This is a genomic window from Leptothoe sp. ISB3NOV94-8A, from assembly GCF_043421595.1.
Lineage (GTDB): Bacteria > Cyanobacteriota > Cyanobacteriia > Phormidesmidales > Phormidesmidaceae > Leptothoe > Leptothoe turfae.
In genome coordinates this window covers 216,700-232,249 of the sequence record NZ_JAXSQW010000002.1, presented here as the reverse complement: position 1 = coordinate 232,249, position 15,550 = coordinate 216,700, and the positions used below count along the sequence as shown (strand labels likewise).

Annotated in this window: 10 protein-coding genes and 1 pseudogene; 3 read left to right on the top strand and 8 right to left on the bottom strand. The window is 49.2% G+C overall.

Annotated features, from left to right (window positions below):
* Positions 1 to 5: 5 nt before the first annotated feature.
* From SPB21_RS31525 to SPB21_RS31510, 4 genes are all read right to left on the bottom strand, one after another.
* Positions 6 to 350: a DUF4870 domain-containing protein gene (locus tag SPB21_RS31525; RefSeq protein ID WP_499869001.1), complete on the bottom strand. Its 345-nt coding sequence runs from the start codon at positions 348 to 350 to the stop codon at positions 6 to 8.
* A gap of 270 nt (positions 351 to 620) precedes the next feature.
* Complete coding sequence (locus tag SPB21_RS31520; protein ID WP_499868999.1) at positions 621 to 3,035, bottom strand: CHASE2 domain-containing protein; 2,415 nt, start codon at positions 3,033 to 3,035, stop codon at positions 621 to 623.
* Positions 3,036 to 3,284: 249 nt separating this feature from the next.
* Positions 3,285 to 4,064: a DUF928 domain-containing protein gene (locus SPB21_RS31515; protein ID WP_499868997.1), complete on the bottom strand. Its 780-nt coding sequence runs from the start codon at positions 4,062 to 4,064 to the stop codon at positions 3,285 to 3,287.
* A gap of 301 nt (positions 4,065 to 4,365) precedes the next feature.
* A complete protein-coding gene (locus SPB21_RS31510; protein WP_499868996.1) occupies positions 4,366 to 7,020 on the bottom strand; it encodes a CHAT domain-containing protein in 2,655 nt (884 codons plus the stop codon).
* A 426-nt stretch (positions 7,021 to 7,446) separates the two neighbouring features.
* On the opposite strand from SPB21_RS31510, the gene SPB21_RS31505 reads away from it, so the two are divergent.
* Positions 7,447 to 10,434, top strand: a complete 2,988-nt coding sequence (locus SPB21_RS31505) for a two-partner secretion domain-containing protein (protein WP_499868994.1) — start codon at positions 7,447 to 7,449, stop codon at positions 10,432 to 10,434.
* 37 nt (positions 10,435 to 10,471) lie between these two features.
* On the opposite strand, the pseudogene SPB21_RS31500 reads toward SPB21_RS31505, so the two are convergent.
* A pseudogene (locus SPB21_RS31500) lies at positions 10,472 to 11,301 on the bottom strand (Uma2 family endonuclease).
* 213 nt (positions 11,302 to 11,514) lie between these two features.
* Positions 11,515 to 11,997 (bottom strand): hypothetical protein, encoded by a 483-nt coding sequence (locus tag SPB21_RS31495; protein ID WP_499868992.1) that lies wholly within the window; start codon positions 11,995 to 11,997, stop codon positions 11,515 to 11,517.
* Positions 11,998 to 12,206: 209 nt separating this feature from the next.
* Here SPB21_RS31495 and SPB21_RS31490 point away from each other — a divergent pair, with 209 nt between their 5' ends.
* Positions 12,207 to 12,836, top strand: coding sequence for a hypothetical protein (locus tag SPB21_RS31490; protein ID WP_163669767.1), 630 nt, complete (start codon positions 12,207 to 12,209; stop codon positions 12,834 to 12,836).
* A 3-nt stretch (positions 12,837 to 12,839) separates the two neighbouring features.
* On the opposite strand, the gene SPB21_RS31485 is transcribed toward SPB21_RS31490, so the two are convergent.
* Complete coding sequence (locus tag SPB21_RS31485) at positions 12,840 to 13,583, bottom strand: DUF554 domain-containing protein (protein ID WP_163669769.1); 744 nt, start codon at positions 13,581 to 13,583, stop codon at positions 12,840 to 12,842.
* Between the two features lie 229 nt (positions 13,584 to 13,812).
* On the opposite strand from SPB21_RS31485, the gene SPB21_RS31480 reads away from it, so the two are divergent.
* Positions 13,813 to 14,769, top strand: coding sequence for an Npun_F2552 family protein (locus SPB21_RS31480; RefSeq protein ID WP_499868989.1), 957 nt, complete (start codon positions 13,813 to 13,815; stop codon positions 14,767 to 14,769).
* Between the two features lie 122 nt (positions 14,770 to 14,891).
* On the opposite strand, the gene SPB21_RS31475 is transcribed toward SPB21_RS31480, so the two are convergent.
* Positions 14,892 to 15,311, bottom strand: a complete 420-nt coding sequence (locus tag SPB21_RS31475) for a hypothetical protein (RefSeq protein WP_163669773.1) — start codon at positions 15,309 to 15,311, stop codon at positions 14,892 to 14,894.
* Positions 15,312 to 15,550 lie beyond the last annotated feature (239 nt).

Below are 15,550 nucleotides of genomic sequence, written 5' to 3'. Positions count from 1 at the left end.
CTGACTTACAGGAAGCGAATAATAAATGGGTATTTAAAGGCACTATCAGGGTTACTGAAACTTCCCAAAATTGCGAGCACTGGCATAACCCACTGAAAAATTAGTAGGGGAATGACAAGCAGCCAGCCAATCAGGATCGATACCAAAATACCTACGACAAAACTATAGATCCAGATATTCAGGTGAAAGTTCAAGGCTTCTTTAGAGTTTTCCTTCACAACTGGGTCATCAGAAACAATCCAAAGCGCAGCAGGAATGCCAGCTGAAAATATTAGCTGACTTAGAAAGATGGAGCCATGGGCCAGGGCTGACAAGACTTTGCGCTTATCGCTATCAAAGGTTGCATCCATGATGTTTACGTTTCTTTTTTGCTGTGACTTTATAGTAGTCGATAGTCTCAAGGTATCCGTTAGGGAAAACCGTAGTCGGTGACAGTCAATGAAGCGGACCCATTATTTCAGGGCAATTACACCTGATCAGACGGTAGGATTGCAACGCATTTACATGCAGTTGCAATTATTTACAATAGGTAAGCCCTTCTAAGGTCGTGCTCCCGTTGCTACTGGCTGGTTGTCTAATCTTCTTTACGGGTGGGTAATGTCGACTCGCCCGTACACGGTCTACTGATAACGCACACCTAAATATTGGGACAATTTATCCAACAGCTCATCGCGGCGAAATGGCTTGCTGACAAAATCATCGCAACCAGCTCCCAGGCTTTTTTCTCGATCTTGAGCCAGAGCACTGGCAGTCAGTGCCACAATAGTAGGCGAAGAGATATTGGCCTCTTGGCTTTTCTGCCGAATTTGGCGAGTGGCTTCGCAGCCATTCATCACGGGCATTTGCATATCCATCCAGATGAAGTGGGGGTGCCAACTTTCCCAGAGAGCAACGGCTTCTTGACCATTGGTGGCTTCACGGATCTGAAATCCTAACGATGTCAATAGTTTGTTGAGTAACTTACGACTAATCGGCTCATCATCAGCAATTAATATGCGTAAAGGTGCTTGATCCGCAGCCAGACTACTGACATGGTAGGCAGGGGGGGGGTGATGCTGAAGGGACGGTTCTAGACTGGCTGGAATATCAAACTTAAATATTGTTCCTCGGTCTAAAACGGAACTAATGGTAATTTCTCCTCCCATTAAATTAACCAGCTGCTGGCTAATGGGTAAGCCCAATCCTACCCCGTCTAAAAAAGTTCGCCCTACTTTACCTTGGGTAAAAATCTCAAACAGAGTAGACACTTCCTCCTGAGCGATACCGGGACCAGTGTCTTCTACTGCAAAGTGCAACAGAAGTTGAGACTGTTTGCTCATGGTGCCTGAAAGGCGCAGAATAACAGTGCCGGCCTCAGTAAATTTAATTGAGTTATCTAATAGGTTAATTAATACTTGTCGTAATTTGCCTTCATCCGCCGTCACAAACTGGGGCACATTAGGGGTTCGTTCAAAATAGAGTTTTAGCCCCTTAGCCATGGCCTTAGGCTCTAGCATGGCTTTGAGCATATCCAACAGACTGTACAGGTCTACGTTGGTTTCATGTAATACAACCCGGTTAGCTTCAATTTTAGAAATCTCAAGAATATCGTTAATCAAATTGAGGAGATGCTCGCCGCTAAGATTAATAATGTCTAAAGACTTTTTTTGTTGTGTCGTTAATGATGGATCTTGTCCCATTAGCTGAGTAAAGCCTAAGATCGCGTTAAGCGGTGTCCGAAATTCATGGCTCATTTTGGCTAAAAACTGACTTTTGGCTTGGGATGCGGCTTCAGCTCGAATTTTGTCTTTCTCAAGTTTGAGATTTTGTTGGGCTAACTCGGTGCGATAGTGTTGCAATTTGAGGATTTCGTAGCCTGCGATCGCACTTGCAGACCCAATCAGCGCTAAAAATGGAGGCACCACCGGAATCCACCAGCCACCGAGAAATGTTAGATAGCTACTGACTGACAAAACACCCCCTGCCAATACTACAGCGGTGATCAAAATAGCCAGACGGGTAAACCTCCGGGTACTATCTCGTTTGGATTCCAATAGCCACTGGTATCCCAGGGCTCCCACCCCAGACCAGATCAAAATCCAGACTGCCTCTATGGGATCAGCCCATACCCGCAGCACTGCCCGGCCATCCAGGGCTGCACTCACTAGAGTGCTGGCCAGATTGGCATGGAGTACCATTCCTGCCGTCGCTTCTGGTGTATTGATCAGGCGACTGCTGTAGGGCGTATAAAACAAGTCATTGAGACTGGTGGCCATGCCGCCGACAAGTACGATGCGATCGCGAACCAAATCTGGCTCTAGACGATTATTCAGGGCCTCAGTTACAGATATCTGGGGAAATTGGTTTGCATGGCCGCGAAAATTAATCAGAATCTGATAACCACCAGCGTTAGTGCGAATGTAGCCACCAGCGTTACCGCGCAATGGCCTGAGGATCGCCTGTCCCAAACGATAAATTTTCTGGTCCGCATCCACCACTTCCTGGGGAACTCCCTGCATGGCTAAATAACGCACGGCCAGCTCTGCCCCCAGCCCCAGTCGGAGCTCATCGTCGGCATTGGCATGGGACAACAATCCTCGCCGAAACTTACCATCCGCATCCACCAGCAAGTCAGTCAGGGCCACCTGTCCCTGGCTCTCTAACTCAGCGGGGGGGGCCACTGTGCGGCCAATGGCTTTCTCGACACCAATCAGATTAGAGGTAGACGTCATCACCTCAACCCAGTCTTGATGCCCCGGCTCCACAGGTAGGTCGCGATATAGGTCTAAACCGATGACAGCAGGTTGATGTTGTCTGAGATTTTGAATCAGCTGGGCCAGTGTGGCGTCAGAGAGAGGCCACTGACCGAGACGACTGATATCAGACTCCTCAATGGTGACCAGCAGAATTCGTTCGTCAATGGGGTCTACTGGTCGTAGTTGAAAGTATTGGTCATAGATCGCCCACTCTAATAACTGTAGCGCGCCTGTAAAGCGTATGGCGATGACGACACCAGCCACAATTGGCGTTGTTAACAGTGCAGCAATCCATCGCATCTAAGTCATCTGAAAAGTACTGTGCATTCTCTTCTTTTTATCAGCGCGACTCTTGCATTATTGCAGAGCAGGGTAGCTGATGTGTTTTCATACAGGCAAGGAGGCAAATTAGCGAATGTATCGTGGTCACTCAAGCGCAAATTGTAGGGTAAACAATGAGAAACAAGAAAACCCATGACTCAAGTCTCTACCAGTTCCATGGCCTAACTGATGGGAGACTTATCTGAGTTTTTATAGGGTAATGCAATGCTAGTTAAGAAATGGGGTGTTTGCGATCGCACCTAAATCTTCAGACCGGAGCAACTCAATCCAATTCTCATTGAGAGCATTGCTCTCAGGCTGGCGTTCCTTCAGCAGTGCCAGGCTTAACAACATATCATGCCAAACACCAGCCCGTCCGTAAATAACCGCCTGGGACAACAAGGGCTGCTGAGGGGGCAAGTCATTATCAGATAGGTCAATGCGACGAATCTGACCACTGGTGATGGGCAGATCTGTTTGCGTGGGCTGACAGAGAAGTGCCAGGGACCAATGATACGTTTGCCCCACGACCAATTCAGGACTATCTATCGGTAAAGAAATCCTAAGAATCCCCCCGGTTTGAGGAATCTGTAGACGGCTTTGATATACGCCGTTTTGTTCGTCATCTCTCAACGTTAAATGGGCCTGAGTGGCCATTGTGGGAGGCACATAAACCATCAGGGTGGGGTGGGAAGACGTCGTCAACCCCACCCCAGACTGGGGCACCAGTGCTGTCATCGGAAACGCATAGGATTCATCCTGCATACATTTTATGTCTGTAGGGCGAGAGGCTCCACCGCGAGAATTATCTACCTTTTCATCAGTAGGCGGTTCAAACATAATTAGGGGAGTGGCGGTTGCCGGACGCGACGCCCTCATGGGACCAGGGGATGGCGCAGGACTAGCCTGGGCTATCGTATTAATTACTGACCCAAAATTAATCACTGACCCAAACGACAAGATTCCTAGTAGAGCCAGACACAAGCGGTTATGTAGAGAACGTTTCATAGGTATCTGATATCAATGGAAAATGAAAAAGATTTGGCTGTACTGATTCTTGGGAGGATTCAATCTGAAAAATCAAGGATTTTGGATAATCCTGCTAGATCGATTTACCCTCTAAATCATCAACAGCAAAGATTTTAAGTAAAGGAGATTTTAAACAGGTATCTGAATGAAGCCGTTTGCACCATGTGCCTAATCAGTTATCCCTCCCTATGAGAGATATGGCATGGCCTGAGATGCCTCCTTATTTAATTTTTTTGTTTCATTCCTCCAGGTTTAGCATCACTTCATAAACCACCTCCCACTACAACCAATTACCCACTAAAACAAACGGAGCCCAGTAGAAAGGCTGCTGATACTGGGGGTGTTTTAACAAGCTTAACTGTGCCGCCCTTAGGGCCGCCGCTTTACTCATGTCTGGGTTTTCTGCCAGCTGGCGATAAAATTCCACCATCAGGGTGGCCGTGGATTCATCTTTCACTTGCCAAAGTGTTGCCAGGGTACTGCGGGCACCAGACCGTAGGGCAATGCCAGCTAACCCTAGGGCGGCTCGTTTATCTCCCGTAGCCGTTTGACAGGCACTGAGTACCAAGAGTTCTAAGGCTTGGTCCGGGTCTCGTTTTCTGGGCTGTAGTAAGGCCTCCAAATCTTGAACATTGATCCGACCATCCCATGTCACCAGAAACGTTTCCTCTGCCTTGGAGCTAAACTGGCCATGGGTCGCTAAATGCACCACTGAAAAGGGTATATCGTTGAGGGCGCGTTGGAGTCGATCGGTGGTAAAGCTTTGATTGAGTAGCGTGGTGGTGGGCAGTGTAGAGCCAATTTGATTGACTTCTGTGTTAACACCGGGCAACGCGGAGAACCCTTGTTGAGAAATACTCAATCCCCCCGTCAGCACATCCAGCCGCCCCGGATCGAGGGACTGGGGTTCAAGCAGCTGTAACCCTGGGCTGAGGGCAATGCCATAGCGCTCAATGAGGTAGCGTTTACCATCATGCAGTGCCGCCATGGGCAAATTTCGTAACGTGCCGTCCAGCACAAACACCAGTGTTTGGGTATCCCCTAAGAAGTACTCAGCCGGGCGGATCAGCCAGTCATAGAGCTGCTGTGACACCTGTAGGCGATCGGCTTCGAAAAAGTGAGGATTTAAGTAAAGTTGTAGCTGGGCAATGGCGGTTTCAATATCGGCCTGGGGCAGACGCGTTTCATAGTAAAACAGGGGTAGGTCGGGGCGGGAAACAATCACCGCCAGACGATCGGACAAGATAATTGGATAAATGACAGCCGCTGTCGCATCAACGGTGTCAATGAGTTGAGATTTTGCTTGTAAACAAGCATGACGAAAAAAGTTATCCAGTTCCGCCAGCTGTAGAGATTCAATCAACTGCCTGGCCTGTTGTAGCTGAGCCTGCTGAGGGTCTTGCTCTAGGAGGAGTGAGACAAGTTCTCGATACACTGGCTCAACGGTTTCAAGAAAGGAAAACTGTAGCTCAGGATTGAGGGCCACTAGCTCCTGTCTTAAGGACTGGAGGGATTTAACCGCATTACTGTAGGATGCGATCGCAGCTTTAGTCGCTCCCTGATGTTTCAAAATGCGGCCCAACTGCCACTGCCAGGTGGTTTTCAAATCAGGTGCATTCAGACCTTCTGCCAACTGCATTGCCCGTTGTGTCAACTGTTGAGCGTCTTGCCATTGCCCAGCGGCCTCATAGAGGTGGCCCAGCTGTCCCAAGGCAAAGGCTTCGGCCCGCGTATCCGATAGCATCTGGGCAGATTGCACCGCATTAGCCAACAATTGGGCCATGGTTGCCCTCTGACCAGATAATTGCTGGCCGATGGGCGATTGGGCTGCCCGAATCCAGCTGGCAACAAAGTTGACCTGGGCATAAATGGTGTCCCGACCCGGTGGTAGGGTCGTTAATGGGTCAGGTAATGCAGATAACAGAGACTGCGCTAACGACCACTGCCCTGTTTTGACCAACAGTTGCAGCTGATGAAGCTGGGCCTCCATGCGAGACATTGACTGACTGGCCCTATCCGCCGCTTGCCGATAGCGGGATAGGGCAGTTTCATAGTCACCCTGGGCAGCCAGGGTATTACCTAGATTAACTAGAGTGGCACTGGCTTCATCCGCAAAGACTGGTGTGGTGGCCACCAGTGTCTGGGTAATTTCCAGACTTTCGGTGAGTAGGGATTGCGATCGCTCTAAATCTCCCACCGCCTGTAGGGCTGTGCCTAAAAGTTTGAGGCTAGTTGCTTTTACCGTTGGCTCTGAGAGGGTCTTTACTGTTGCCAGAGATTGTTCTAATAATTGCTGAGACTGTTGATAATATCCCAGAGTTTGTAGCGCCTTCGCTTGATTGAGCTGGGCCCCTAGTTGACCAGTGGTATCGCCTACCGAAGCATAGGTAGCTGCCGCTCGCTTCCAGGTTTCGATTCCTCGCTCAGGCTGTCCTAAAACCAGTTGCAATTGTCCATGCAGGTTTAAGCTGGCGGCCAACAGTGTTGCATCCCGTTGGGATGTCTCCGCCAATAGGGTCTGACTCTTATGATTGGTTTGCTGGGCCAATGCCCACTGGCCCAAATTAAAATAAGCCAGCGCCAGATAGTGTAGTGCCCTGGCCTGGTGTAGTTGCTGGCCCTGGCGTTCATAGTCCTTGGCCGCTTGCTGCCAAACATCTGCGGCTGATACTAACTGACCCGCTGCAAATAAGGCACTGCCCTGGCTGAGGGCACTGATGTTGGGATCCTCAAGATTGGGACCCGCAAGGTTGATGCCCTCAGCTAATGGTTCCCCTACAGTAGTCTTTGCCTGATGAATGGGGCTGGGGAGATAAAGCTCTCCCCTTGCTATCACGGGCGTCCCCCACATCCATAGCCAGCAGCTGACTATGGCCAACATCATTAGCCAGCTACGTCGCCAAAACCGTCTGTTACATATCTGCACAAGTCGCATCGCCGTTTAGCCTCTGTGACATTTCTAGGCAACGATGTCTAATAAGGTCATTCAACCTGTCTCCGTAGAAATCGGGATATCCATCAGATAATTGGGGTGATAAATACATTTCTTAACCACCCAGGTCGCAAGGGGATATCCACTCAAGCCAAGTTCCCTTGATTAGACCATAACGCTAGAATCTACCAGGATTCTAAGCCCTGACTTGTTAATTCTATGGGGTAGCTAACGCCTTGTTCTATCCAGGTGCTCCTTTAAAGACCGACTTAACCTTATAGTGAATCATCCGTAAATTAAGATCCATGATCTAACAATTCTCCCGATGGCTCTAGCTGTGTTTTGTAAGCTATGGCAAGAAGACAAAGTTGTTTGTCTTTGGGCAAGCCAATCATGTTATGAACGCTCATAGAAGCAAGGCTCCCTATCATGTCTCGACTGGTAATGCCCCGACGAGTAATACCCCGATTAGACTGGTCTACTAAGCTGACGGGTTACAGCTGGGTGATGGCAACGCTGCTGAGTGCGTTGGCACCCCCAGGGATTGTCCCAGCAGCCCAGGCCCAGACCCAGGACCCGATTGTGCCTGACAACACGACTAACTCGGTGGTGCCCAAGGGCTGTACTACATGCCCGATTACGGGCGGTATCCTCAGCGACGATAGTCAAACTCTTTTTCACAGTTTTCAACAGTTTTCAGTACCTACTGGCGGGGCGGCTCTTTTCTTGAATGATCCGTCCCTGAGCACGATCATCACGCGGGTGACAGGGGGGCAACGCTCGGATATTGACGGTGCGATCGCGGCCCAGGGCAACGCTGATTTGTTTTTACTTAACCCCAACGGCGTCATCTTTGGTCCCAATGCCGTGCTCCAGGTGCCGGGTTCTTTTATTGCCAGCAGCGCTGACAGTGTTGTCTTTGCCAATGGCGATGTTTTTAGCGCTGCTACAGCCAATGCTCCACCGTTATTAACCGTGAGTACCCCTGTGGGGTTGCAGCTAGGAACAACGCCAGGAGATATCCTTGTGGAAGGTTCAGGTGACTTTCCACCCACACGGCCCGGTTTATTTGTGTCCCCTGGTCATACCCTGGCTTTATTGGGAGGTGATGTCAGGGTAGTCGGTGGCACTGTGTCGGCACCATCGGGACGGTTAGAAATTGGCAGTGCGGCCCAGGGGACAGTCAGACTAAGGCCTGTTACCAACGGTTTTGATCTGCAATACAACACCGTCTCAAGATTTGGCGCAATTGACCTGAGTCAGGGAGCCTTACTTAACACCAGTGGCCCTGGGGCCGGAGACATTGACCTACGGGGACAAACAGTTCTTGTGGAAGACGGTTCCCAGGTATTAGCGGTAACCCAGGGGCCATTATCAGGGGGAGATTTAAGGATAAGGGCCACTGATTCGGTCACCGTGCAAGGAGACTCGGCCAATGGTCAGATTATCAGCCGTTTGAGTACGGATACCATTGGTGATGGCATGGGCGGCGACCTGATTGTGGATACACGGCAGCTTCAGGTTCGCGATCGCGGTTTGCTATCGGCCTCCACGGCAGGGAATGGAGCTGGAGGTAATCTGATCCTGCAGGCTAGCGACTCGATTGAACTTAGCGGGACTGGGTTTCAGGCATTACAAACCCTGATTATCGGTGCCCTTCAAGGCACATTAGACATTTCTGCTGCTGAAAGTGGACTATTAGCCGGCAGTGATGGAGCCGGAGCCGCAGGTCAGCTCAGGATCGATACGCCCCAGCTACGCCTGCAGGACGGAGCGTTAATCTCGACCACGACTAGTGGCAATGGTGCGGGTGGCGATGCGTTTATCAAGACTACTGAGTCAGTTGAAATCATCGGTTCAATTATCTTAACGGGCACTCTCCAAGGCACCACCCAAGATGCCGGTGATTTAACTCTCGATACTCAGCGTCTGGTATTGCGCGATGGCGGACTATTACAAACAATCACCTTTGGCGCAGGAGATGGCGGTGAATTGATCGTCAATGCCACTGAGTCAGTTGAATTGCTAGATACCCCAGTAGGAGCCGTTGCGCCTACGGGCATTTTTGCCAACAGCATTTTTGGTACCGGCTCGGGGGGGAATATTACGGTCAATACCCAGGAATTCACTATGACAGGGGGCGCTCAGGTGAGTAATCAAACGGGGGCTTTTTTGGGGAACGCAGTGATTCCATTGGGCGGTCCTGCTGGAGATGTCATTCTCAATGTCGGCGGCACCACTGAAATCATTGGCTTATCCCCAAATGGTCGCTTTGGCAGTGGTCCGGGTACATCTAGTTTTAGCGGGGCTCCTGCCGGTGATGTAATACTCAACACCGGTAATCTCTTTATTCGAGATGGGGCCAATATTTCGACCACTACCTTTAGCGATGGGCTAGGGGGCACACTCACCGTTAATGTGACCGATGTGTTAGAAATCAGCGGCACTGGTACAAGACAACCCTTAGGGGTAATTGTCGAATTGCCCAGTAGCCTGGTCTCCTCGTCTGGGCGAGACGATTTTCCGGGGCTGGTGGGCAATGGGGCAGCGGGAGAGCTACAGGTCACTGCAGGTGAGCTGATTATTCGAGATGGGGGTGCGATCGCAATCAATAGTCAGGGGCCTGGTGATGCGGGCACATTAAATGCCACCGCCAATCTGATTCGGCTAGAAAATGGCGGTACCATTAACGCGGCCACCACCACGGGTGCTGGCGGCAACATTGAGCTACAAACGCCTATTTTGTTATTGAGACAGGGCAGCAACATTAACACCGATGCTGGTAATGCCGACGGTGGCAACATTGACATTGATACTGTTTTTCTCATCGCCTTAGAAAACAGCGATATTACAGCCAATGCCCAACAAGGTAGAGGGGGAAGAGTTAGCATCACTGCCCAAAATATTCTCGGCACAGCCTTTAGAGAAAACCTAACCCCTGCAAGTGACATTACAGCCACATCAGCATTGGGGCCTGAGTTTAGCGGTGTGGTCGACATCAACACACCTGAGCTAGAACCCGACAGCGGCCTGGTGGAGTTACCTGCCACCATTAACGATCCGACAGATCAAATTGTTGCAGGTTGCGCCGCTGATAGTAACAATAGTTTTGTTATTGGTGGCCAAAACGGACTACCGACAAATCCTACCCAGCGACTACAAACATCAGGTGGCTGGCAAGATTTACGTTTTTTAAATGATGTTGATGCGGCAACAACATCAGCACCTGAAAGCGAGACTGTTATCATTGAGCAACCAACAATCTCAAATTCTCAACCGATGCTTGAGGCTAGCTACGCCCAGGTTAACGACAACGGTCAAATTGTTTTAGCCGCTAAAACCCATGACCCATCTCGGTTTAATTCTCAGCATGACCCATCGGGTGAATGTGCTGCCCATCGTTACAATTCCCCCTAGGCCCTGGCTCAATAAGCGACATTGATGGTCTCCTTGCTTAAACTGTGTCTGGATCAACCCCCATCGCTCTAAGACGTTCTGCTAATTGTTCTGCCCGTTTTTCTGCTTGCTCGGTATCTGTTAGCAGCCAGTTACCGTCTACATCACACCACCGTAGCCATGGGCCAGGCAACCCTTCAAAGTAGCCTTCCCATAGGCCCAATCCGATTTTTAGGTCGTCTAGCCAAATCATAGGGTTACCATCCTGGATGGATTGCTCTTCATAACGGCGACCAACGAGCTTGAAATAGCGCAAGCGCTGGGTATAACGGCTATAGACCAGATAATGGGGAACTCGTAGATATTTTTCATAAACGTCGACCTTGCTAGGAGGACGTTCGGCACCATTGGCCGGAGGGTGGGCATTGCCCACTCTGCTCTCGGGAATTTTATTATCGTCATCAGGAATCTGATCGCTATCTTTAAAAAATCGACCCAGGTCTTCCTGTTCTGTGCGGGGGATAAAAATTCTACAACGATGGTGGGGGCTTGGCCTTCTTGCCAGACGACGTAGCTACGGCGTAGGTCATGGCCATCGTAGAGGCGAGGGACGTCGAGTGCTAAGAACCAGTCAGGGCGTTTGTGCCAGAGGGGGTGCTGAACATCGTAATAAAGGTTAAGGTTAGAGCCGGTAAAGCGGTTGTCGGCGGCGTAATCTTGTAGGCGCAGAGTACGGCTCAGCAGTTGGGGTTGTAGGTCATGAAATTCGTCTGGCAAACCAGGTTCCTCTGGAAATTCGCTGGGTAGGTCATACATAGTAGGCAGTGTCTCGCGCGGAGAGCGAGGCTGCTCGGTTTGAGGGACGGAATAGCCAGTGGTGAAGGGCATGAGATAGCACACTTGACTAGGTTTCTTGCGCATGCAGATTCAAAACCATTGTACAAAAATTAAAATCACTGAAACTAAAGGTGTAGATGTGAACTTAGTTACTATGATGACTAATTCCTCTGTATTGAAGTAATTCACACTTACATCAGAGGCAATTGCTGTAGCTAAACTTTGGATTGTTATCAATCAGTTAAATCCAGTTGTTGTTTTAGCTTATTCGGGACACCAAAGGCACTGTCGATTCCTTGTATTCCTTGCCAGAATGTTTTTTGCCTTTTCACCTTGACTGGCTGATGCTAACCAGCTCTGAACTTTTGGACGCTGTTGAGCAAATTCCTTGAAGCTTTCTAAATATGCAGCCTGGCTAATCAACGCCACCGACTGTGCTAGTGTCGGCTCTTCTTTGGTAGTTTCCAGGTAAAACTTCATTAGCCCTGTACCAATAGACACAAACGGCAAACTTGCCCCCACAATCTTGCCCAAGGGCGAGTTCAGCACATCCAGCAAAGAGTCTAGCTGCGCCACTAGCGGTGCCAGCTTTTTTACATTAGGCTCTTCAGTCACGAATATATCTGCCAGTCCCAACACCGCTTCCGCTGCATCAGCCGTTCCCTCTACTGTATCCAGCGACGCAAGTTCATGAATATCCGTAGTCAGAAACTTCAGTCTCTCATCCTGCGACTGTCTTTGGGGCATTCGTACGGGTTTTGCCTAAAGCTTAGTTTTGCCGATCCCAATGCCTGGAGTAAAGAGTAAACCGAACCGAAAAGCGGTCAGCCCATGCGAGTCTTGAAAAAATGGATGCGCGTATGAGTCAAACCTCTGTCTTCAAGTGTTTACTAGAAGCTTCGCTATAGTTAAAGTGCTTTCTGTATTTCAGAGCCTTAGGTTAAAAGGTAAATTCAATGGCTAAACCACCAATCCTAGATCCTGAGCGTTCATATACCTTTCGGTCATATTTTGAAATGACCTATGATCCAGAGGATATCCTGGCTGAGTTTGGCTATCGCCTACAAAGGGCACGAATTACTTTACCTCAGGGAAAACGCACCTTTCCTCAGCTTGCTGAATTAGAACAGCGCATTGAACGTACATTGCCAGTCGTGAGTTTGACTAGCGAAACTGCTCGTCGGGAGACCTTGGTAGCTCCTATCCTGATAGAAATAGCTGCTTTCTGCAATTGTCAGCTCAAAATTGAATATCCCCTCAATGTTAGTCAATGGCTTAAAGGTAATCTGGATTATCTCCTACGATCTGATCACGAGTTTTTAATTATTGAGGCAAAAAACGACGATCTGTCGCGAGGCTTTACACAGTTAGCCGTAGAACTCATTGCCCTGGCAAAACAACAAGAATCCTTAGACCCCTTATTTGGTGCCGTAACCATTGGTGAAGTGTGGCGATTTGGTCAGCTCGATCCGCAGAAACAACAAATCACTCAAGACTTAGAACTGTTTAAACTACCAGGAGATTTAGACAGTTTAGTCTCCGTACTCATTGGCATTATGGAAGAACAAACTGCTTTTGCAGTGTAGTCTCTAAACACTCAACAACTGACAAAGTTTATACAGCAGTGGTGTCAACAATAGCGCTGGTAAAAATGAGGCCACTCGGATAGTCGCCACTTTTAACAAATTCAAACCTAACCCTAGAATAATGACCCCACCCACACCGGTCACCAACAACACACTGGGGGAAGATGCCGGATCACCAATCCCACTGGCCAACAATCCAGCCAACAAAGACATACCACCCTGATAGACCACCACGGGCAGCACCGAAAACCCAACACCAGCACCATAACTACCGGTCAACGCGATCGACACCAGGCCATCCATAGTGCCCTTGATAATTAAAATTGTGCCATCACCGCTAAGACCGTTGTTGAGACTGCCCAAAATTGCCATGGGGCCAATGCAAAACAACAAACTCGCAGCAACAAACCCTTCAGTAAACTGACCGCCGCCGCCAAATCTGGCTTTTAAAGCATCCCCAATAGCGATGAGTCGTCGTTCTATCTGCCACCACTCGCCCAGCAGACCACCGACAACCAAGGCCACCAAACCAACAATCACACCAGCAATGTTGCCAGCATCTACCTCAGTCAATGGCTGAGCCATTTGCATTCCGATAAATAGAGTGATCAGCCCCACCGCCTGGGTAATCACATCCTGCATCGCCCGAGGTAATCGTCCCCTTACAATTAGCCCACTCGTGGTACCCAATAGCACCAGCACCACGTTAATCCAGGTCCCACTTGTCTTTGCCCACAGGCTCAGCATTATTTTCTTATCTTCTATAGCATCCTGAGGCCATCATCGTCCCCTTGGACACCCTACAATCTTAAGCCCACCTTTTGTCGTCAATACTCTACTTGCGCATCAGGATCAACCAGGCATTTCTTCATGTAGGGTCGTTCCATGGAACGACCCTACATCAGATATTGGATTGCGATTTAGGGCCACCAGACTCACAATAAATAATGATATTGACCATTTTCTTGAATAATCTATGGTTTCCGTCAGTCTGCTCAAAGCTACCAGCTACGATATCGACACCCTAGAGCAGCAGCTTCGTGACCTGCTGGCTCCTTTAGGTGGCATGGCAGCCTATGTCAAACCAGGCCAGCGAGTTCTTTTAAAACCTAATTTACTCACAGGCGCACGTCCTACCAAGGAATGCACTACGCGGGCAGAGTTGGTTTATTGTGTGGCTAAACTGGTTCAAGAAGTTGGCGGCCAACCGTTTTTGGGTGATAGCCCAGCCTTTGGTAGCGCCTACGGTGTTGCTAAGGCCAATGGTCTACTGCAGTGGGCAAAGAAACTTGACCTACCCATTGTGGAACTCCACGGTAAACGCTATCAGCTTCAGCAAGAGGGTAATTTTGATAACCTGCTGCTCTCGAAAGAAGCAATGGAAGCCGATGTGGTGATCAATTTACCTAAGGTTAAATCCCACGTTCAGCTCACGCTAACATTGGGTGTCAAAAATCTCTTCGGCTGCGTGCCAGGAAAAATGAAAGCCTGGTGGCATATGGAATCAGGTAAGGACTGTCAGAAATTTGCTCAAATGTTGGTGGAAACTGCCCAAGCTATTGATCCAGACCTGACAATTTTAGATGGCATCATTGGTCATGAAGGTAACGGACCTAGCGGCGGTGAACCACGACGCCTTGGGGTATTAGGTGCATCACAGAATGTCTATGCTCTAGATCGGGCCATGGTAGATGTTCTTCAGATCAAGCCATCTCAAGTGCCAACCGTTGCAGCCTCTCAACGCCTTGGACTATGCCCCACTAACATTGATTTTGTTCTACAGTCACCGGCTGAGTTGTACATCGATAACTGGCAACTACCCGAGAAGCTAATGCCCATTGATTTCGGCATGCCACGGGTGATGAAATCTACCTTTAAGCACCTGTATATTCGATTTATCAAGGAACCGATCGCTGCCTATGCCCAGCGCTAGGTGGCATCAACCGCATGTTCCTATACACCCAAAGGTCGAGCTTGATAGATTAGCCCGACCTTTGGGTATAGAATTGATTCGCCACCGGGCGCTATCAGCAGGGATGTTGTATCCAGCCTTTACTAGAAACCAGCGGTAGTTCTCCTCATCGCTTTGGCCATGGACTTAAACGACGACATGCTGGGGCCTGGGCGACGACGACTCGCCTTAGCAACGGGGGTTGTGTAATCAAATGTGGGAGCTGGCTCTGGTTCAGGTGCTGGCGGTTGATTAGCTGAAGCTGCCAGTGCTGTACGAATTAGTTCTATAGGATCTGAAATAGAGGCAGTTGGAGTGGCCACTGGGGCAGCTGTTTCGGATGCTTTGTTATCAGTATTCTTGACCTTTTTAGCCGCAGGAGCTTTGGCTGTCGCTGCAGCGGGCTTTGGCGCTGGTGCAGCAGCAGGTGCTGGCGTAGCAGTGGGCTCAGAAATAGCCGCGATTTCTTCTTCGGGTAATTCTAAATAGTATCCAGACTTTTTACCTAAAAGTTTGTCCAGCACTCTAACTAAGCTCCTAATCAAACAGCAATGTTGTTGCTAATTTAAGGAAATATTTTTAGCTGCGTTGCCAAGAATTCCAAGAATTATTTAGCAACTTACAGATTAAGTTATTCCAAAAAACAGCAACGTTCAGCAATAAATACGCCGAATCCCATCGGCAATCATAACCTTGCAACGAAGTCGCTACGAGGTAAAACCATTATCAAATCTGACGCCTGTGGGAAGCAAGGAAGCATCAG

Coding starts and splice junctions, on each gene's coding strand:
- SPB21_RS31520 (WP_499868999.1), bottom strand. CDS start 3,035: ATGCGATGGATTGCTGCACTGTTAACAACGCCAATTGTGGCTGGTGTC.
- SPB21_RS31525 (WP_499869001.1), bottom strand. CDS start 350: ATGGATGCAACCTTTGATAGCGATAAGCGCAAAGTCTTGTCAGCCCTG.
- SPB21_RS31505 (WP_499868994.1), top strand. CDS start 7,447: ATGTCTCGACTGGTAATGCCCCGACGAGTAATACCCCGATTAGACTGG.
- SPB21_RS31515 (WP_499868997.1), bottom strand. CDS start 4,064: ATGAAACGTTCTCTACATAACCGCTTGTGTCTGGCTCTACTAGGAATC.
- SPB21_RS31490 (WP_163669767.1), top strand. CDS start 12,207: ATGGCTAAACCACCAATCCTAGATCCTGAGCGTTCATATACCTTTCGG.
- SPB21_RS31495 (WP_499868992.1), bottom strand. CDS start 11,997: ATGCCCCAAAGACAGTCGCAGGATGAGAGACTGAAGTTTCTGACTACG.
- SPB21_RS31485 (WP_163669769.1), bottom strand. CDS start 13,583: ATGCTGAGCCTGTGGGCAAAGACAAGTGGGACCTGGATTAACGTGGTG.
- SPB21_RS31480 (WP_499868989.1), top strand. CDS start 13,813: ATGGTTTCCGTCAGTCTGCTCAAAGCTACCAGCTACGATATCGACACC.
- SPB21_RS31510 (WP_499868996.1), bottom strand. CDS start 7,020: ATGCGACTTGTGCAGATATGTAACAGACGGTTTTGGCGACGTAGCTGG.